Annotated in this window: 23 protein-coding genes and 1 pseudogene; 8 read left to right on the plus strand and 16 right to left on the minus strand. The window is 60.7% G+C overall.

Annotation, left to right across the window (positions count from 1 at the left end):
• Nucleotides 1-66: 66 nt before the first annotated feature.
• The 4 genes from J2X35_RS15815 to J2X35_RS15830 form a co-directional block, all read right to left on the minus strand.
• Nucleotides 67-1,437 carry a hypothetical protein gene (locus J2X35_RS15815; protein WP_310187186.1) on the minus strand — a complete coding sequence of 457 codons (1,371 nt, stop codon included), beginning with the start codon at nucleotides 1,435-1,437 and terminating at the stop codon, nucleotides 67-69.
• Between the two features lie 111 nt (nucleotides 1,438-1,548).
• A complete protein-coding gene (locus tag J2X35_RS15820; RefSeq protein WP_310187189.1) occupies nucleotides 1,549-1,809 on the minus strand; it encodes a hypothetical protein in 261 nt (86 codons plus the stop codon).
• A gap of 106 nt (nucleotides 1,810-1,915) precedes the next feature.
• Nucleotides 1,916-2,125, minus strand: coding sequence for a cold-shock protein (locus J2X35_RS15825; protein WP_056115934.1), 210 nt, complete (start codon nucleotides 2,123-2,125; stop codon nucleotides 1,916-1,918).
• Between the two features lie 277 nt (nucleotides 2,126-2,402).
• Nucleotides 2,403-2,720 carry a protamine-2 (modular protein) gene (locus tag J2X35_RS15830; protein ID WP_082542449.1) on the minus strand — a complete coding sequence of 106 codons (318 nt, stop codon included), beginning with the start codon at nucleotides 2,718-2,720 and terminating at the stop codon, nucleotides 2,403-2,405.
• A 229-nt stretch (nucleotides 2,721-2,949) separates the two neighbouring features.
• On the opposite strand from J2X35_RS15830, the gene J2X35_RS15835 reads away from it, so the two are divergent.
• From J2X35_RS15835 to J2X35_RS15850, 5 genes and pseudogenes are all read left to right on the plus strand, one after another.
• On the plus strand, nucleotides 2,950-3,984 hold the full coding sequence (locus J2X35_RS15835; protein WP_056111695.1) for a sensor histidine kinase: 1,035 nt from the start codon (nucleotides 2,950-2,952) through the stop codon (nucleotides 3,982-3,984).
• 196 nt (nucleotides 3,985-4,180) lie between these two features.
• Nucleotides 4,181-4,309: pseudogene (locus tag J2X35_RS19865) on the plus strand (hypothetical protein); the annotation flags it as partial.
• A 167-nt stretch (nucleotides 4,310-4,476) separates the two neighbouring features.
• Nucleotides 4,477-5,667 carry a phage integrase central domain-containing protein gene (locus tag J2X35_RS15840; RefSeq protein ID WP_310187193.1) on the plus strand — a complete coding sequence of 397 codons (1,191 nt, stop codon included), beginning with the start codon at nucleotides 4,477-4,479 and terminating at the stop codon, nucleotides 5,665-5,667.
• A gap of 346 nt (nucleotides 5,668-6,013) precedes the next feature.
• Nucleotides 6,014-6,277 (plus strand): hypothetical protein, encoded by a 264-nt coding sequence (locus J2X35_RS15845; RefSeq protein ID WP_310187194.1) that lies wholly within the window; start codon nucleotides 6,014-6,016, stop codon nucleotides 6,275-6,277.
• 194 nt (nucleotides 6,278-6,471) lie between these two features.
• A complete protein-coding gene (locus J2X35_RS15850; RefSeq protein WP_310187196.1) occupies nucleotides 6,472-6,660 on the plus strand; it encodes a type II toxin-antitoxin system HicA family toxin in 189 nt (62 codons plus the stop codon).
• An 817-nt stretch (nucleotides 6,661-7,477) separates the two neighbouring features.
• On the opposite strand, the gene J2X35_RS19870 is transcribed toward J2X35_RS15850, so the two are convergent.
• Entirely contained in the window at nucleotides 7,478-7,864 is a 387-nt protein-coding gene (locus J2X35_RS19870) for a DUF6074 family protein (protein WP_405023238.1), read from the minus strand.
• Nucleotides 7,839-8,012, minus strand: coding sequence for a hypothetical protein (locus J2X35_RS15855; protein ID WP_310187198.1), 174 nt, complete (start codon nucleotides 8,010-8,012; stop codon nucleotides 7,839-7,841). The genes J2X35_RS19870 and J2X35_RS15855 overlap by 26 nt, the downstream gene beginning before the upstream one ends.
• Before the next feature lie 107 nt (nucleotides 8,013-8,119).
• Here J2X35_RS15855 and J2X35_RS15860 point away from each other — a divergent pair, with 107 nt between their 5' ends.
• A complete protein-coding gene (locus J2X35_RS15860; RefSeq protein WP_310187200.1) occupies nucleotides 8,120-8,347 on the plus strand; it encodes a hypothetical protein in 228 nt (75 codons plus the stop codon).
• Between the two features lie 193 nt (nucleotides 8,348-8,540).
• Complete coding sequence (locus J2X35_RS15865; protein ID WP_310187202.1) at nucleotides 8,541-9,212, plus strand: SOS response-associated peptidase; 672 nt, start codon at nucleotides 8,541-8,543, stop codon at nucleotides 9,210-9,212.
• Nucleotides 9,213-9,274: 62 nt separating this feature from the next.
• Here J2X35_RS15865 and J2X35_RS15870 read toward each other — a convergent pair whose 3' ends face one another.
• From J2X35_RS15870 to J2X35_RS15890, 5 genes are read right to left on the minus strand one after another with little or no spacing between them, the layout of a single operon-like run.
• The gene (locus J2X35_RS15870; RefSeq protein WP_310187204.1) at nucleotides 9,275-9,655 is read right to left on the minus strand and encodes a DUF1515 family protein; all 381 of its coding nucleotides are present in this window, start codon (nucleotides 9,653-9,655) and stop codon (nucleotides 9,275-9,277) included.
• Between the two features lie 19 nt (nucleotides 9,656-9,674).
• Nucleotides 9,675-9,797 (minus strand): hypothetical protein, encoded by a 123-nt coding sequence (locus tag J2X35_RS15875; protein WP_310187208.1) that lies wholly within the window; start codon nucleotides 9,795-9,797, stop codon nucleotides 9,675-9,677.
• 28 nt (nucleotides 9,798-9,825) lie between these two features.
• Complete coding sequence (locus J2X35_RS15880; RefSeq protein ID WP_310187210.1) at nucleotides 9,826-10,119, minus strand: hypothetical protein; 294 nt, start codon at nucleotides 10,117-10,119, stop codon at nucleotides 9,826-9,828.
• Nucleotides 10,119-10,430 (minus strand): DUF6527 family protein, encoded by a 312-nt coding sequence (locus tag J2X35_RS15885; RefSeq protein WP_310187212.1) that lies wholly within the window; start codon nucleotides 10,428-10,430, stop codon nucleotides 10,119-10,121. Before J2X35_RS15885 ends, J2X35_RS15880 begins: the two co-directional genes overlap by 1 nt.
• Nucleotides 10,430-11,476, minus strand: coding sequence for a glycoside hydrolase family 19 protein (locus J2X35_RS15890; protein WP_310187215.1), 1,047 nt, complete (start codon nucleotides 11,474-11,476; stop codon nucleotides 10,430-10,432). The genes J2X35_RS15885 and J2X35_RS15890 overlap by 1 nt, the downstream gene beginning before the upstream one ends.
• Nucleotides 11,477-11,511: 35 nt before the next feature.
• On the opposite strand from J2X35_RS15890, the gene J2X35_RS15895 reads away from it, so the two are divergent.
• Nucleotides 11,512-11,640: a hypothetical protein gene (locus J2X35_RS15895; RefSeq protein WP_310187219.1), complete on the plus strand. Its 129-nt coding sequence runs from the start codon at nucleotides 11,512-11,514 to the stop codon at nucleotides 11,638-11,640.
• On the opposite strand, the gene J2X35_RS15900 is transcribed toward J2X35_RS15895, so the two are convergent.
• From J2X35_RS15900 to J2X35_RS15920, 5 genes are read right to left on the minus strand one after another with little or no spacing between them, the layout of a single operon-like run.
• Nucleotides 11,637-12,077, minus strand: a complete 441-nt coding sequence (locus J2X35_RS15900; protein WP_310187221.1) for a hypothetical protein — start codon at nucleotides 12,075-12,077, stop codon at nucleotides 11,637-11,639. The genes J2X35_RS15895 and J2X35_RS15900 overlap by 4 nt on opposite strands.
• A complete protein-coding gene (locus tag J2X35_RS15905; RefSeq protein WP_310187224.1) occupies nucleotides 12,074-13,777 on the minus strand; it encodes a hypothetical protein in 1,704 nt (567 codons plus the stop codon). Before J2X35_RS15905 ends, J2X35_RS15900 begins: the two co-directional genes overlap by 4 nt.
• An 8-nt stretch (nucleotides 13,778-13,785) precedes the next feature.
• Nucleotides 13,786-14,946, minus strand: coding sequence for a hypothetical protein (locus J2X35_RS15910; RefSeq protein ID WP_310187226.1), 1,161 nt, complete (start codon nucleotides 14,944-14,946; stop codon nucleotides 13,786-13,788).
• 1 nt (nucleotide 14,947) lies between these two features.
• Nucleotides 14,948-15,373: a hypothetical protein gene (locus J2X35_RS15915; protein ID WP_310187228.1), complete on the minus strand. Its 426-nt coding sequence runs from the start codon at nucleotides 15,371-15,373 to the stop codon at nucleotides 14,948-14,950.
• Between the two features lie 9 nt (nucleotides 15,374-15,382).
• Entirely contained in the window at nucleotides 15,383-16,456 is a 1,074-nt protein-coding gene (locus tag J2X35_RS15920; protein ID WP_310187231.1) for a carboxypeptidase-like regulatory domain-containing protein, read from the minus strand.
• Nucleotides 16,457-16,477: the final 21 nt, after the last annotated feature.

Below are 16,477 nucleotides of genomic sequence, written 5' to 3' on the forward strand. Positions count from 1 at the left end.
GCTGGGTTCTTGCCCGATCAGCGCCGGCCGCGGTTTTCGACCGTCTCTCGCCGTGACCGGACTGCACTAGAGCGCGAGTTCGCGCAGGATCGTCTGCACCATGTTGAGATGATGGCCGGAAAGCTCGCCCTTTCCATCCAGGGCAATCGGTTCGGCAAAGAAAAGGCTGCCGATTTCATCCTCGTGTTCCACGGACGAGCCGGGTGGAGCCTCGGGGATGAAATAGGCGGTACCAGGCGCGATGCGGAACGGGCACTCGATCCGGTTGCCGAGGAATTCTCCCGACGCCATATCCCACAAGCCCCGCTGCGGCAGCCTGGTTGCGATTTTGGCCTGCTCCTTGTTGCGCACGATGAGGTGCGAGAAATTTCTTGGCGGTCGCGGCGATGTCGCCTCGTTGATTGCCTCGACGGGAATGGCTCCCGATTTCCCCTGCATTTCCAGCAGATGAAACACCGTCATCGGCGGCACGCCCATCGACAGCATGATCGGGTTTGAAATGGTGGCGGCGGCCGTAACCCGTGGGTTGATCTCGCCGAAGAAAAGCGCCCCGGTGTCGAGGTCCAGAAGCAGGTCGATACCGAAATAGCCGCGAAAGCCGGTGCGATAGATGGCGCCGCCGATGGCGTTGGCGTAGCGGCGCGCCCGGCCGCAGACGTCGTCGTCGATACCGGCGTCTGGAACCTCGTTGCCGCACCATCCGCCCTTGCGCGTCGTCAGCGCGGCAAGGCCTATCGTATCGACGAGCGCCGGCCCGACGATGGTTCCGGCGGCGGTTGCGCACGCTTCCACCGTCAGCGACCGGCATCGCAGGCGCCGCAGCACCCGCACGTCTCCAACCGGCTCTCCAGGTTTAAAGCAGCGGTCCCAGTCCCGCTGCGAGGAAATGAAGAAGGTCCCTTCGCCGGAACAGCCAAAAGGCAATTGGACGACAAGGTCCTCGCCAAGCATGGCGCCGGCCTCGCGCGCCTCGTCATAGCTTCGCGGCGCAAGGACGACGCCGGGGACGTTGGGGACGCCGCAGGACTGCGCCAGAGCCATGCCGGTTATCTTGCTGTCAGTCCGGCGATAAACATCATAGGGGACATTGGCGAACGCCAGGCCGAGCTGGCTTGCCAGATATCCGGTCTGCTCGTCATGCTCCAGGCAAAAACCAAGGCCACCGGCCGGCTCATCGGCGAAGAAACGCCTGGTTTCGTCAGCGGCCATCAGCGCGTTTGTGATCAGCGCAAAGCCCGATCCGGATGCAGCGGCGCCGGCTGGAAAGAAGTGACGATCCGGCCGGGCGTGGGGTTCGGTGCGGACGAGGCTTACATAGCGCAAAGCCTCGATGTACCCATCGAGGCCCAGTTGAACGTAGTCGGTATTTCCGAAGTAGTAGGCGGCGCGGTCACAGGCATCGAGCATCGGCTGAAACGTCGAGTCGATTTTGTACATGCGCGCAACGCTGCCGTTACTGGTGCCACGGACCGTTCTACGGCAGCATCCTAATTCTATAAGCCGGCGTCAGACAAGAGCGGCGTCCGCTCCTTTCAGCGCGAAGCGATCTCAGGTGGAGGCCAGCTTCGCAGCAGCCGCTTTCGGCTTGGCCTTGGCCTTGGCTTTCGCTTTTGGCTTGGCCTTCGGCTCGGGAGCCGGCTCCAGAGCCTCCTGCGCGAGCCGCGCCTTGCGCAGCCTCTCGGTCTTGGCGTCGCGAAGGGCGACTTCGCTGCCGATGATGGTACGCGCCGCGCGTGTGGTGGCGTCACCCTTGGCTTCAGCGGTTGTCGGTTTGGGCTTGAAAATGCCCTCTGCAAGAGCGTCCTTCATGGGCTTTCTCCTGATAAGAAAAAGGCCGGGTAAAACCCGACCTTCTCGAAGCCTCTACTGCCAGTGCCAGTACATCCGTGGTCAAAGGCTGGAGGCAAGCGGTTTGCTAGACTTCCTGCAAATTCTCGGCCGAGCTGCGCCCGGTCTTGCGGTCGGCGACGATTTCGAAGCCGATCTTCTGGCCCTCGACGAGCCCGCGAAGGCCGGCGCGTTCGACGGCGGAAACATGCACGAAGACGTCCGGCGAGCCGTTGTCCTGCTGAATGAAGCCGAAGCCCTTGGTCGAGTTAAAGAACTTTACGGTTCCAGTATCCATCAAAAAATCCTTTCAATTGCATAGATTTTCGGCGCCTGGCGGAAAGCCAAACGTCACACTCTTCGAAATTGATGGGAAAGATCGGATGAACGCCGCAGCGACAAAACAAGCTCAACAAGCAAGATCGATTTTGCAAATATAATGTAACAGGGCCACAATGACAAGGCGATCGCCGCAAAATCCTTGCCGCCCGCGCGCAGGGAGGGTCAGCATCGCGTGCGTTTTTCCGGCCCGCACAAGCGAAAACCCCGGCCTGAGCCGGGGTTCAAACTTCAGATCAGAACAGCCACACCCAAACCCTGGTGCGATAACAGCGGGTGATGCGGCGGCCATGACGCCAGTATCTGCGGCAGACCCGTCTCCAGACCCGCCGCCGGCGACGCCTCGGCCGATGGTGACCGGGCCTATGATTGATGAGCTCAGGGCTCGCCTCCAGTTCGGTGTCGAGAAAGTCCGGCGTGGACGTTTCAAGTTCGTCCAGGATTCCGTTGCCGCCCGGTACGCCGGCGAGCGCATTTGTCGGTCGGACCACGCTGGCAACGGCGGCTGTCGCGGCAAAGCCGAGCATTCCCGTCAGAAATAGTCTTCGATCCATCGAAACCTCCTATCCAGTGACCAGGAAGCGAATTTCATCACGAAGGCGGGCGGAAGTCGATAATTGTTTGCGGATGCAACTCGCAATATGCCCGAAAGGCGTGCGCCTTACGCTGGATCGCGATGCACCGACCCGCGCGCGGGTTTCCCACGCGGGCACCGGCTGCGCCCGGCTTTGAAAAGCAGGAAATTCCGCTGGCTGCCCGTAATCGCCATGCTAGATATGGCGTATGGGCAAAATAGTGGGCATTCATCACAATCAACTTTCGGAAGAGACAGCGGCCCGGCTCGCGGCCATCGTCGACTCTTCCTTCGACGCGATCATAAGCAAGGACATCAACGGCATCATCGAGAGCTGGAATGCTGCGGCGGAGCGGCTTTTCGGCTATTTGCCGAGCGAGGCGATCGGCCAGCCGGTGCTGATGCTGATCCCGGAAAACCGGTATGACGAAGAGGCCGATATCATAAGCCGCATCCGGCGCGGCGAGCGGGTCGAGACGTTCGAAACCATGCGGCTGCGGAAGGATGGCGTCCTGATCCCGGTTTCGCTGACGGTTTCACCGATCAAGAATTCGCGTGGTGAAATCATCGGCGCTTCCAAGATCGCCCGCGACATTTCGGCTTTAAAAGAAAGCGAAAGGAAGATCCGTCTTTTGCTCCGCGAGGTGAACCACCGGGTCAAGAACCAGTTCGCGGTCCTTCTTTCCATGATCCGGGAAACTCGGAGGCGCACCGACGATCCCGAGGAGTTCGAGTTTCTGATACGGGAGCGCATCATTGCGCTTTCCAAATCGCACGATCTTCTGGTGTCTTCCGAGTGGGTGGGAGCCAGCGTCTTTGATCTGGTGGAAGAACACCTCAAGCCATTTGGCCATGAGGAGCAGGTTACGCTTTCCGGTCCCATGCTGACGCTTTTGCCGAATTCGGTGCAATATCTTGGCATGGCGTTCCACGAATTGGCGACGAATTCCACAAAATATGGCGCATTGTCCGGCAATGCCGGGCGCATAACGGTAAGCTGGCAGGTTGGCGTTGGAGCATCGGGAGAGCGCGAATTCAGTCTAGCTTGGGAGGAAACCTCGGTTCCCAAGCCCGGTAAAGGCAATTCCCGTGGTTTCGGTACGGTCGTTCTCCAGCGTGTGGCGCCGCAATCGGTGGATGGAACGGCGATATATGAGCGCCAGGCCGGTTTCGTGCGATGGGTGCTGACGGCACCCGCATCGTCGGCGCTGGTTTCTCCGGATTTTGATTCCGACGGTTCCTGAACCCGGAGGGCTGCCGGACGATGGACTCCGATCAGGAACCAAATTGCCTCGTACCTGATTTAAGTGACGCATTCCGCCAGATACGGACGATAGTATGCCGCGTTACTTTTTCCACGTCAGCCATGGCTCTCCGGAGATCAGAGACACGATAGGCACCGTTCTCACGGACGAAAAGCATGCGTAGGACGAAGCAACAAGGGCCTGCGGAGAAATGATTTCGGAATTGGATGGTCAATTGTCCATCGGCACCGACTGGTGCATGGAGGTCGATGACGCCAAAGGGCCGGTCTTCGAAATACGGTTCGGCGCAAAAAAACTTCGGTAGCAAGCACAGATGGCGGAGAGAGCGTCCGAATTATAGCCGTTCACCATAGTTCGAAGATGTTCGGCTAAACCCACAAACCCGTAGATTACCGGGCTTTTCGGTCTGTTGACGTTCGCCTACGTCCGCGCCTATCTAAAGGCGATTGTGGGGAAAATTGTGGGGAAGGAATGGCCAGGACTTCCAAGCGGCTATCAGCGGTGGACGTGAAGGCGAAGACCAAGCCCGGCCGATACGCCGATGGCGACGGACTTTATCTGAACATCGCGGCCGGACAATCGAAGTCCTGGGTGTTCCTGTGGATGAAGGACGGCAAGCGGCGCGAGATGGGCTTGGGGTCATATCCCACCGTCACGCTCGGGACAGCGCGCCAGCGGGTCGAGGAATGCCGGCGACAAGTCTCTGAGGGCTTGGACCCGATTGCGGAGCGAAAGAAAGCTGCGCCGGTGACCTTCGGCGATGCGGCCGACAAGTTCCTGGCATCCATGTCATCGTCATTCCGGAACGCGAAGCACCGCGACCAGTGGAAGATGACGCTCGGCGATGCGTACTGCGCTGCGCTGCGCAAGCGCCCGATCTCGGCCATCGACACCGAAGACGTTCTGAAGGTTCTGGCGCCGGTCTGGCAGACGAAAGCCGAGACTGCCTCGCGCATCCGGGGGCGGATCGAACGCGTTCTGGATTTTGCCGCGGTAAAGGGATGGAGGGCAGGGGAAAATCCTGCGCGCTGGCGCGGTCATCTCAAGAACGCCCTGCCAGCCCGCCAGAAGCTCGCCAGAGGCCATCATGCGGCAATGCCATACGCGGAAGTCCCGGCCTTCATCGCACGACTGCAAGGGGCCGAGGCGATGGCGGCTCGCGGCTTGGAGTTCCTGATTCTCAACGCCGCGCGCTCCGGGGAGGTCATGGGTGCCAAGTGGCCTGAGATTGACCTTGACGCGGCCGTCTGGACGGTACCGGCAGAGCGCATGAAGGCCGGCAAGGAACATCGCGTTCCCCTGACGCCCCGATCAGCTGAAATCCTCAAGGCGCTAAAGGAGGCGCGGGTGTCCGATTATGTGTTCCCGGGAGAGAAGAAGGATGCCCCGTTGTCGACGATGGCCTTCCCCATGCTCATGCGGCGCATGAAGGTCGACCAGTACACGGCGCACGGTTTCCGCTCCGCCTTCCGCGATTGGGCGGGTGACGAAACCTCGTTTCCGCGCGAGCTGGCCGAGGCGGCACTTGCGCATCGTGTCGGTGACGAGACCGAACGTGCCTATAGGCGTTCCGACGCCTTAGCCCGTCGCCGCAAGCTCATGGTCGCGTGGTCAGACTATTGTTTCGGTTCGAAGAAACCGCTCAGGCTGGTTGCGGGCTGATGCTCGACGACATGCCGGAGGTATTGGCGCATCTGCCGCTATTTGCCAGCGATGACGAGATTGCCGTCGCAGTCGTTGGCAAGAAGCGCGCCGCGCGGTGGCGAAAGGAACGGCTTCCTACGATAGCGACTCTGCCAGGGTTCCCCGGAGTTGACCCCGTTCACCAAGGCCGCTCGGTGGCTCGGGTATGGCTTTTCTACAAGCAGTATCTCGGCATCTCCGAGGGCGTTGTGGGGAGCGGCCGAGAACTAGAGCGACCCGATCTTTGGAAACCGGGTCGAAAGAAGCGAACTGGTCGTGATGGTTGAGTTCTTGCTCCCAACACCGCTGGTGCTATCGTGCCATCATGTCCGATGCCCTGCTGCCTCAACAGAAGCGCCCGAAGCTGATCGTCGTCGTCGCGTTCGACCGGGGCGAGGACGGTGAGCTGTTTCCGGCCTTCGGTCCAGCCGACCAGCAGAGCGAGGAACGTGCGATCCGGACGGCCAAAGCTCTCGCGAGCAAGCACGTCGGCGTCATCGCATGGAGCCGGGAGGCGAATCCGGACATTGGCGAGTATGGTCCGCCCAAGACGCTGTTTGTCAGTGGCGACGTGCCGGACATGGAGTGACGGTATACAGAGACTGGGCTACAGGAATGCCGTCAGCAATTGTCGGCATCCGGCAAGAGATTGAGCTTGAGGACGCAGAGCCAGAGGGGAATGCGTGAACTGCTCCAAGCCGTCTGGGAACCATGTTTTGTTCACCACGTTGGTTATTCAACACATATGTTGACTTCCACACAAGTGTGGAGTATCCTATGTGTATGAATGCAAATGAGCTCAAGCGCTATCTCGCCAAGCAAGGCTGCACCTTTGAAAATCATCGCGGCGGCAGCGGTCATACCACAATCAAGCTTGGCGATAAAAAATCACAGCTTCCGATGCACGGAGGCAGCAAAGAGCTCGGTCCAGGTCTGGTCGCTCAGATCAAGAAGCAATTGGGCCTGAAGTAAAAAGGGTGAGAAGATATGGCATGGTATGAACTGGCAATACGGCCGGACGGAGACTCTTGGCTTGTAACCGCGCCACAGTTCGAGGAGGTGGTCAGTTACGGAACCACTCAAGAGGAAGCCTGCCGGAACGGTCGCAACGCAATCGAAGAGGCTATCGCAGGGCGGATCGCGGACGCCGAGGATATTCCACATCCACTTCAAGATACCCCGGGTGTTGGTAGGTTTGTAGAGGTACCCGCAATGGTTTATCTCAAATCTGCACTCTACATGATCTTACGCGAAAAAGGTCTGACTCGCGCTGATCTGATGCGCCTCCTGGGTTGTCACCGTGAGCACGTTGATAGGCTATTTCGTCTCGATCACAATTCGAGGCTCGATGCTATGGAGGACGCGTTCAAGGCGATAGGTGTTCCGCTCCGGTTTGACGTGCCATTCCCTCAGGCAGCATAATCTTGCAAATAATTGCAAGCATCGGCCCCGGCTCCGGCCGGGGTTTTCGTTTTAGGCGCCGTTCCCTGCACTAGCTCTCGTATCACCTTCATGAAGCGCGGAGTTGGGATCGGGTTGCATTTTAAGCTCTATGGGGCGGATGCAGCCGTGCAAGTTCGCTCTCAGCATCTGCCAGTTCATCTGCCCAGCGCTTAATGTCCTCGGGTGTGCCAGGTTCATCGAATGCGTCGGCTGCGTAGGCGTCCAGCATTGCCTTGGCCAACCGCTTTCGCGTCGTCGCTGCTTCCACGAGCACAGCGTATACGTCTATATCCCCGCCTCCATCAGTCACAGACTTGTCCCCCGACGTTGTCATATCCTCGACTATCTAAACCCCGGCCGGAGCCGGGGTTTTACGCGCTCGGCCCTTCCGCACCTGAGCGTCAGCTTCCATCTCTCCCATGACGGCATAGAACACACCCCTCACCTCATCTTCGGCAGATTGAGGGTCAACACCACGTGCAATCAGGTTTTGCATGAGAGCCTTTGCAGCATCCCGCCAGAAAAGCGTGGCATCATCGCCCCGCTTGCAACGCAAAACGTCGGCTATTCCCCGCACAAGCTTCTGTTGGCGGCTCAGTGGAAACGCGGTGACTGTTGACTGCATAGGCTCCCCTCCAGAATCAGGAAGGAGGCTATGGCGGCGAGGGTTAACGTCTTCTGTCCACGGTAAAGTCAGGACTTTCGTTTCATGAGCCCCGCATGAACAGAACATAAAACACGGCAGCGACAACCATTGCGACTGCAATACCGCCTGAGATAAGCGTCTGCGCGGTAAATATCACACGGATCGGTTGCTGGGTCATCGCTCCAGAGTGAAGGCCATCGCCGCCTTCCAGCCAATCATATTCGCGCTCATCCATCCGAGCAGCATAGCTCTCTACAGTTTAAGCCTGCGTTTCCTACACTCGTAAATGTCTTCCTAGATTTGGCTGCACGATGCCGATTATACCCCCTGCACATCCTTCCAATGTATACGCCGGATGTCCTCCACGTAGTCGATCTTGCGCAGCCAAGCTTTATCGGCGTTTCGGATCGGACCGCCGACATGGAGATCCAGCGAACCCTTGCCGTCGCATCGACGGCAATGCAGTTTGGCGACCCGAACCAGATCGTCGCACTCAACGTCACCGAAGGCGGTGATCAGATCGGCGATGAAATAGAAACGTTGCCGCTTGCAGTAGGTGCAGCGGATTGACGCCAGGCGATTGGACTTCGCGGCGTTGGATAATCGGTACGGCGGGCCTTTGCGCTTCGGCCAGTACGGTTCGGGCATGCCCTACAAAAAGGACTGCTTTCCTATTTCGTCAAGATCATCTTGACTCTTTTGTTCTCATTCCGTTCACTGGCGGCACAACGGCAACAGACATCCATTGCTGCAGGATCGTCGCATGTGCAACCTCTACAACGTCACCACCAACAAAGAAGCCATCATCGCCCTGACGAAGGCGTTCCGCGACATCTCGGGCTTCAACGAGCCGAGCCGTGACGTGTATCCGGGCACGCTTGCGCCGATCGTGCGCGTTGGCGCGGACGGACAGCGCGAAGTCGTGCCGGCCACATGGGGCATGCCGTCGCCGCCGGCCTACATCAAGAACTACGATCCCGGCGTCACCAACATCCGAAACGCCAACTCGCCGCACTGGCGCCGCTGGCTTGGTCCGACGAGCCGGTGTGTCGTTCCGTTCACGAGCTTCGCGGAGCCCAACCCGGCGGCAAAGGTGGAAGGCGGCCGGACACCGAACGCATGGTTCGCCCGCGACCCCAGCCGCCCGCTGATTTTCTTTGCGGGCTTCTGGACGCCATGGCGAGGCGTGAAGAAGGTGAGGGACGGGGAACGCGAGTTCGAGCTGTACGGCTTTCTCACCACTGAACCAAATGCGGTCGTTGCACCAATTCACCCGAAAGCGATGCCGGCGATCCTGACGACGCCGGAAGAGATCGACCTGTGGCTATCGGCACCATGGGAAGAAGCGAAGCGGCTGCAGCGGCCTTTGCCTGACGACATGCTGGTTGTCGTCGATGCGCCAGCGAAGCCGCTTGAGCAGGATCTGCTCATCTGAACGCAAAAAAGCCCGCCCAGCCGGAGCCGAGCGGGCTTTAATGGAGGCGGCATACGATGACGCTATGGCGGCGGCCGGCCGGTCATCCACGTGTAGGCGCCAATCAGCCACCCAGCCAAAGTGACGATACCGATGCCGAAGCGTATCAACCAGCGCCCGAGCGTGCCTGCGCCCTGCGCCTTCGTCCGAAGCGTGGTCACCTCGACAGTGACCTTTTCCATGCTGTCCAGCTTGTGTTTGGTCGACGACATATCGCTTTCCAGATGCGTGGTTCGCATCACGATGTCATCAAGCCGATGATGCATGTTCTGGCGGCTGTTTGACGAGGCGACCTCTGATGCAGCCATGTCATCCTTGATCTCACCGATGCCGCTCTTGACTGCCTCGACCGTGCCACGCAACTCACCAACCAGCTTGTAGATCTCATTCAGAGATGCCGCCATCTGCCCCGCTGCCCTGCTGCTATTTCAGTTCGGCGCGGCGCTCGGCGCTCGCCTTGGTGTGCCGGGCACATTCCGCCGGCTTATAGAGGCCGATGGCGCAGCCCGGTGCGACGGTGCGGTCGATCTGGTTCTGATCGGCCACGGTCTTGCCCTGCGCGCCAGGCAGGGCGTTACTGAGTGCCGAGCGCAGGGCCGGAACACCGCTGACGCTGGAAGTCGTACACCCCGCCAGCAGCAAGGCACTCGTCGAAAGACATGCGAGCATCGAGGCCCTTGTGAATCGCATTCTGGTTTTCCTTCTGAATCTGGTCGCGGACCTCTTCCGCTCCCCAATGCTTGACGAGTTCGTAGCCGCCCCACAGGACGCCGCTGACGGCCGTCAGGGCCACGGCGGCGGCGAGGATGCCGGCGAGAGCGCGATTGATGCCCAGCGCGCCCGCCAGGAGGGAGATGATCGCGGCCATCAGCATGACCTCCAGACGCCATCGGTCAGGTAGCCGTGCCAGTGGCCGACGTGATGGACAGACGGCGTCAGCGTCGGCTTATCTGTCGAACCATTCCAGTTCCACGAAGGCGACAATTCTGGTTTGACGCCTTTGCCGACAAGGAGATTGGCCAAGCGGCCGCAACCGCATGGGCAGGAGTAGGACATCCAGATATCGCCTTCGTCGTCGGTCTCGGAGAAGCTGACACTGCCCGGGACCTTGGCGTCCCGCTGTTCAATCCACCCGGCGAAATAGGTGGCCTTCACCGGCTCTGTCTTGACCTCGCTCATCACATCGCCGCCTTGGCTTCGGCAGCATCGGCATGAACGGCCTGCACCTTGGCTTCCTGCTTCGCGGCATCGCGCTTGCGAATGACATAGTAGGCAGCGGCCGCCAGGACACAGAGCCCGGCGATGATCGCCACGTTCTGCCATGGCACGCCGCCCAATGCCGAGATGCCCGGAATGGCAACCGTGGTGACGACCTCCTTCTGGCCGAGCAGGTCTTTGTACCAAGGCTTGTCGAGATCGTTTGTCTTGACGGGCACCGGCACTTCCACCGCCACCTTCTTCTCGACCTCGACTTCCTTCGTCTCGACGACAGGAGCCGCGGCGATCTTCTTCGGCTGCTCCGCCGGCTTGGTCAGCGCGACCAGGCCACGGTGCAGCGCTGCCCGCGTCTTCGGGCCGGGGTCATTGTCGACCTCGCCGTCGTACCAGCCCTTCTTCCTGGCGTCCGTCTGGAACGCCCTGTAGGCGTTGACGGCATAGCCGAGCATCGCCAGCGCCGAACGGTCGTAATAATTCAGCCGGTCATCGTAGCCGTTCAGCCCGCCATTCACCTTGCGGGTGATCATCTCGATGTTGTTCTGATCGGCGTAGACGTTGAGCGACTTGCGCGTCGGATTGCCAACATCCCAATACCAGATTGGCGCCAGCCCTTCGTAGGGATCGGTGTTCACCAGATCCGGGTTGGCTTCGAAGTCAGGAGCGTTCGGGATCAACTTGCGAACCCATGCCGTGAAGGCGCGATAGTTGGCCCGGCCGGTCAACTGGATGCCGGTGCGGCCCTTGAAGCGGACACCGTCACCCTTCTTCGTGTTGCCGAGGTCCTTGCGGCCCTCATAGGCGGCACCGGAGGCAATTTCGCGGTCGTATTTGAACGCGCCGCTTTCATGCAGGAGCTGCGGCAGATACTGCGCGGCACGGTGAGGAAGGTCCAGACCGACCGCCGCGCCATAGCCGTCAAGCGCGACGATGACGGAGTTCATGTTGGCAGCATTCGGCGTGCCCTTGCTGATCTTGCGCAGCAAGGCCGCCGTCACAATGGACGACATGGCGTTTTTCCTTCGGTTGTGGTGAGGTGGCCGCTATGGGCGGATACGATAAATCACCCGACTACGGCGGGCCGCCGGTGACGTGGCGGACGAGGCTTGCGCTTGTGATCCTGATGTTCCTGGTCGTGGGTTCGCTGGGCGCGGCGGTCTGGGTGCTGTTTTAAGCCCAGGTCCGGGCGCGGTGCGTGACGTTGCTGGCCATGTAGACGCGCATGCCGGACGTGCCTTCATAGCCGGCCGGAACGCCTTCGATCGGCGGAACAGGGTCCATCTGGCCTAACAGCGACAAGAGCGCAGCCAATGGGTCGCCTCCCGCCAAAAGCGCTTCCGCCAGATCGCCAACCGCCGCGAGATTGACGTGGTGGCCGCCGACGATCTCGGCCGGCGTCACCAGATCGTCATTCTCGTCAAAGACCGCGGGCGTCTTCACCACCGGACCGATCTCGTCGATGCGCACATCGGAGCACGGTACCAACTCGCCGGTTTCAGCATCGACCGACGCCAGCGGCTCGCCAGTCAACGGATTGAGCAGCACCGTCATCGTGTCGATGAATGTCTGTCGATCCGGGCACCAGCTCAAATATTCGACCGCGCCGATCATGCTGCCATTGCCTGAAGTTCGGCGTTGGATGCCGCGTCGGGCCGGAAGACGAACGACTTGATATGTCCGTCGATATGAGAAATCCCGCTGAACGACTGCGCCAGGTAAAGTGTCGTCGTTGCAGCGGGCATGGATGCCGGCACGGCCACGCCCACGGCCGGAGAGCCAGCCTGAGACACCGCACTATCCGCAGATTGAATGCGCCACGCCGTCTTGATCATCGCATCTGACGTGGGCGCGGCATTGCCAATAACCGAAGTGGTGCCTCCGGAGACGAGCGAGATGTAGTTTCTGCCAGAACCTGCGTTGTAGCTTTGATAGCGATCGTTGCTTGTATGACCGAGCGTAAAGGCCCAGCGGGCGCCGTTGTTGAGATCAGAGCCGTAGGGGAAATCACACTCTACCATCACGGTTTGAGCGGCAGCGGTGTATGGAAATAGCGAGGTCAGCAGGCGGATATTGTCCGCTGCCCTGGTGACGGCCGATGCCCCAGTGACGATCGGCGTCGTCGGATAGGGCATTGGCTCGATCTGGACATGGTGAATGATAGTGGCAAGCGTGTTGCCACCGGTGCCATTGGGATAATTGTAGATGCGGCGCACCTGCCCGCTCGCCCCCGTATTGACCACGAGCCAGACGAGACGAAGCTTCCCCCCATTTGGGCCGATGCCAAGATTGACGACTCCAGAGCGGACGAGAGACCCGAACAGCACCGAGACCGTCTCCGTAGCCCAGTTGAAACGAGCACCGCCGATAAACGCGCCAGCCGAGAGATCGTAGACGCCCCATTCGTAAAAGGTGCCGGTGTCCTGCTCGATGATCGCCCAATGGCAGACAGGGCTGCTGTCCGGGAGGGTCGCGGTCGTCTGAGTTCTGGATGTGGAACCCGTCCCGTTACCGGCAAATTTGTAGGATGTTCCGCCGGAAAAGATGCTGGCGACGGGAGTGACCGCTCCACCAAGCCAATTTGTCCAAGCAGTATTGTTGCTCAGGTCGGCGCTCTGGATGATCGCGTTGGTGCTCTGGCGTTCCGACACGATGCCGAGCGCCACGATCACTTTCCACGAGGAGCCGGAAATCGGACCGGAAGATGCGTATACCGCGAGCGTCAGCGCTTTAGTCGCCGTGTTGAATGACACGACCTTGCCGAGCATCCAGCGTGTCGCGTCGGCAGATGCCGTGACGCGCACCGTATGGCCGGTTGCCGCTGCCCAATAGGTCTGCCAGGTGGCGCCAACGCCAGGCTCCGACGTGGCCGCCGAGGTGTGCGAGGCGAGGCAGATATAGCTCCCGGTGCCGTTCTTCACGACAGTGCCGGGAACGAAGCTGGTGGCGGTGAGCCATTGCACACCGCGCCGATAGTCGGTCGCCCCGACGATCGTCAGCGTCTTGTTGGCGTGAAACGACGTCAGCGGCGTGTTGCTGCTGTCCAGCGTTCCCCGGTCGTGATCGCACCGCAACGTGGTGCCGGAAACCATCTGGCCGAGACCGTCGCAAATCCACTTTGTGGAAGGCGAGGTATAAGAAAATCGCTCGCCCGGATCGCCGGAGAAGTTGTTGGCCGGCGTGGTCCGATCGCGAACGGCCATGTTCATGGCGCAGAAGTCGACCGCGATTCCCTCGGGCTTGTTGCCCAGCAGCGCCCAGCCGGCCGGAAGCGCCGCCGGCGCAGGGCGGTTCGTGTATTGCATGACGGTCATGGTGTTTCCTATCGGAAGGAAGCGGCGACTGCCGCAGGCTCGAAACCGCTGCCGCCGGTCTTGACGATGCGCACCGCACGGTTTGACTGATCTGTGTCTATCGGCGTGCAGCCGCCGAATGTCTGACGGTAGCCGTTGGCACCAAGGTCTTGAGCAGCCCAATAACCCATGTTGGCCATCTCAAACTCGTAGGGCGAACTGTTACGGTAGATGTAGGCACCGACGAACAGGAGGCCGCCGGCTGAAACATCGATAGGCAGGTCAACGACATTCAGAAGATCGCCGTCACTTTCCTTGGAGGCTGTGTCGACTGGTGTCGTGGAGTAAAGCCCCTGAACCGCGTAGACAGCGGCAGAAGAATATTGGATGCCTCCAGCTTCGGATATCTCGAAATAGATGTTACCTGACGTGCCGCCGGGGGCCGCGGAGATGATAGCCGTGCCAGAACTGTACGACTGAAAGTCGCCGCCACTCGCCTGAACATGTACCGTTGCCGCCGAACCGCCAATGGTGGCGACGACAATTTCGGGTGTATAGGCAGCAGTCACATAATGAACAATGCAGATGAGCCGACGTCCCGCGACGTCCGGCCCGAAATCCATTCCGAGAAAAGTATGATGCCCTATGTCCCCCGATACGGCGGGATCATATAGCAGGGTATCCGTAAGGGCCATTTCAACGGCAGGCGCACCGTAGATCAAATTCGCCGGTTGGCCCCCGGCTGCGAAACTGCCGCGCTGGGCAACGAGCTTGCGCAGGATTGCGGGGGCAGACACTTGCCCTGCGAGGGACATCGATCCGACCGCCGCCGTCAGACGCCGCGACGCAACAAGTCCCGCACTCTGGCCGCCAAGGCTGAACAGGCCGCGCTCGGCGGAATAGCGGTTGAGCTGGCGTACCTCGGCGCTTTGCCCGGCAAAGGCGAACGATCCGGACGCGGCCGCCAGCTTGCGGGCCGCCGCCATGCCGGCATCCTTGCCGGCGAGCGTGAAGCTGCCGCGTGGGTGCGGGATCGTTCGCGTCTGAGAGGCTGCCTTGCCAGTCAGCGCGACAGCGCCGGCCTCCGCATGCAGATAATAGCTCGACCGATAGACAAGGTCCGGCCCAAGATGAATCCGGCTGACCTCGTCGCCGCCGAGCATGACCTTGCGCGCGTTGCGAAGCAGCATGTCAGGTGATCTGCAGAACGCCGGTGGTCGGGTCGAAATCGACCGTCAGGCTTTCGCCGTTGGCGAGCGTCAGCGACGAGCCGTAATCCCAATAGCCGATGAGAGGATCGGCGGGCGAAGTTGGCGTGTCATTGTAAAGCACCGCATATCGGAACGGGCCGATTGAACCGCCGCTCGCCGTGATGACGACATCGGCGAGCACGAGCTTGTACACCCCTGACGCCTGGGCAGACGATGAGATGGTGGCCGCCGCGCCGCCGGCGGTGTAGCCGTTGCCGGCGGCGATCTCGGTCAGGTCCGCCTTGACCGCGTTGGCTGCGCTCGGCGCCGTGTTGGTGAGCATCACCTTGAGCGTGTCGGCACCGAGATTGTGTACCTTCTCGGCGACGTTCTCGACGAAGGCGTTGAACTTCACGAAAGAGGCCATGGCCTTCTCCTAATCGACGATGATGTAGAGGGTTTCGGGATCAGGCGTTTCGATCAGATCGTACTCGGCCTGGGTGAGCTTGATGATGTTGGTGACGGAGCCGTCGCTCGACTTGACGGTCAGGTCCGGACTGACTTCGCCGGCCCAGCGGACATAGACGGCGCGCACGCCGCCCATGACGGCAAGGATCGGGATCGAGACGCGCGAACCGCTCGGCACATCGATGTCGAGGCCAGAAAGATTGATCTCGTCGCCATAGGCGATACTGTAGGGGCCGCCGACCATCGCGCCGGCCACGAACAGGGCAAAGGTGAGCTCGCCACCAGGATCGGCATCGACGAGGCGGGCATAGAGGCGCGTCAGTGTGGCATCCGCTGCTGCGGCAAGGTCGGTGTAGTAGCTGCCAGGCGAGATGCCGGCTGCGGTGTAGATATCGACGCCGAACTGGTCGAAGACCTCGCCCTGCTCGCCCACAGGGCCGGTGAAGCCCTTGGCGCCGCGCGGGATGTCGAAGTTGAGAATGGCTTCTTCTTCGGTGCCGACATTCTCGACGGCAGCCGGTTCGTCGTCGTCAACCGTGGTGACGGTGCCGACCTCGATCGTGCCAGCAGGGCCGCGCGGGCCTTGCGTGGCGGAACCGCCGGCGAACATCCACTGCGTCGTGTCGCCGGGCGTCACTGAGTCCGGTTCATTGCCGATGTTGCCGTCGATCCGGGAGATGAAGATCGAGCCGTCCCAATAGACGTACTGACCGATTGCATATGTCGCGCCGACATCCCATTCGCCGGCCGGCGTCGCCAGCGTGAAATCCGTCTCCTGGGCAAGGCCGACGGCGACGTAGCGCCATTCGCGCGAGGATCCGTTGAGCGTGGCGGTGACCCGGTAGGCGCCACCCGCCGTATGGAAGAAGGCATAGCCGTCGGCATCGGCCTGAAACGGATTGCCGCGAACGGCATTGCCGGCGCGGTCGGAATAGAGTGGCACCAGCGCGCCGGTCGCTTCCGAGCGCACCTCGACCGACGCACCTGGCAGGATGTTGCCATTGGCGTCGGTAATCGCCGCCTGCCATCGCCCAAGCGCCATTGAAATACCTCGATGTGAAAG

Origin of the sequence: Mesorhizobium sp. BE184 (assembly GCF_031457045.1) — a bacterium.
Taxonomy (GTDB): domain Bacteria; phylum Pseudomonadota; class Alphaproteobacteria; order Rhizobiales; family Rhizobiaceae; genus Mesorhizobium.

Bases quoted from the DNA above. Each gene is read 5' to 3' on its own strand.
- J2X35_RS15815 (WP_310187186.1), bottom strand. From the start codon at position 1,437: ATGTACAAAATCGACTCGACGTTTCAGCCGATGCTCGATGCCTGTGAC.
- J2X35_RS15820 (WP_310187189.1), bottom strand. From the start codon at position 1,809: ATGAAGGACGCTCTTGCAGAGGGCATTTTCAAGCCCAAACCGACAACC.
- J2X35_RS15825 (WP_056115934.1), bottom strand. From the start codon at position 2,125: ATGGATACTGGAACCGTAAAGTTCTTTAACTCGACCAAGGGCTTCGGC.
- J2X35_RS15830 (WP_082542449.1), bottom strand. From the start codon at position 2,720: ATGGATCGAAGACTATTTCTGACGGGAATGCTCGGCTTTGCCGCGACA.
- J2X35_RS15835 (WP_056111695.1), top strand. From the start codon at position 2,950: ATGGGCAAAATAGTGGGCATTCATCACAATCAACTTTCGGAAGAGACA.
- J2X35_RS15840 (WP_310187193.1), top strand. From the start codon at position 4,477: ATGGCCAGGACTTCCAAGCGGCTATCAGCGGTGGACGTGAAGGCGAAG.
- J2X35_RS15845 (WP_310187194.1), top strand. From the start codon at position 6,014: ATGTCCGATGCCCTGCTGCCTCAACAGAAGCGCCCGAAGCTGATCGTC.
- J2X35_RS15850 (WP_310187196.1), top strand. From the start codon at position 6,472: ATGAATGCAAATGAGCTCAAGCGCTATCTCGCCAAGCAAGGCTGCACC.
- J2X35_RS19870 (WP_405023238.1), bottom strand. From the start codon at position 7,864: ATGTTCTGTTCATGCGGGGCTCATGAAACGAAAGTCCTGACTTTACCG.
- J2X35_RS15855 (WP_310187198.1), bottom strand. From the start codon at position 8,012: ATGGATGAGCGCGAATATGATTGGCTGGAAGGCGGCGATGGCCTTCAC.
- J2X35_RS15860 (WP_310187200.1), top strand. From the start codon at position 8,120: ATGTATACGCCGGATGTCCTCCACGTAGTCGATCTTGCGCAGCCAAGC.
- J2X35_RS15865 (WP_310187202.1), top strand. From the start codon at position 8,541: ATGTGCAACCTCTACAACGTCACCACCAACAAAGAAGCCATCATCGCC.
- J2X35_RS15870 (WP_310187204.1), bottom strand. From the start codon at position 9,655: ATGGCGGCATCTCTGAATGAGATCTACAAGCTGGTTGGTGAGTTGCGT.
- J2X35_RS15880 (WP_310187210.1), bottom strand. From the start codon at position 10,119: ATGGCCGCGATCATCTCCCTCCTGGCGGGCGCGCTGGGCATCAATCGC.
- J2X35_RS15885 (WP_310187212.1), bottom strand. From the start codon at position 10,430: ATGAGCGAGGTCAAGACAGAGCCGGTGAAGGCCACCTATTTCGCCGGG.
- J2X35_RS15890 (WP_310187215.1), bottom strand. From the start codon at position 11,476: ATGTCGTCCATTGTGACGGCGGCCTTGCTGCGCAAGATCAGCAAGGGC.
- J2X35_RS15895 (WP_310187219.1), top strand. From the start codon at position 11,512: ATGGGCGGATACGATAAATCACCCGACTACGGCGGGCCGCCGGTGACG.
- J2X35_RS15900 (WP_310187221.1), bottom strand. From the start codon at position 12,077: ATGATCGGCGCGGTCGAATATTTGAGCTGGTGCCCGGATCGACAGACA.
- J2X35_RS15905 (WP_310187224.1), bottom strand. From the start codon at position 13,777: ATGACCGTCATGCAATACACGAACCGCCCTGCGCCGGCGGCGCTTCCG.
- J2X35_RS15910 (WP_310187226.1), bottom strand. From the start codon at position 14,946: ATGCTGCTTCGCAACGCGCGCAAGGTCATGCTCGGCGGCGACGAGGTC.
- J2X35_RS15915 (WP_310187228.1), bottom strand. From the start codon at position 15,373: ATGGCCTCTTTCGTGAAGTTCAACGCCTTCGTCGAGAACGTCGCCGAG.
- J2X35_RS15920 (WP_310187231.1), bottom strand. From the start codon at position 16,456: ATGGCGCTTGGGCGATGGCAGGCGGCGATTACCGACGCCAATGGCAAC.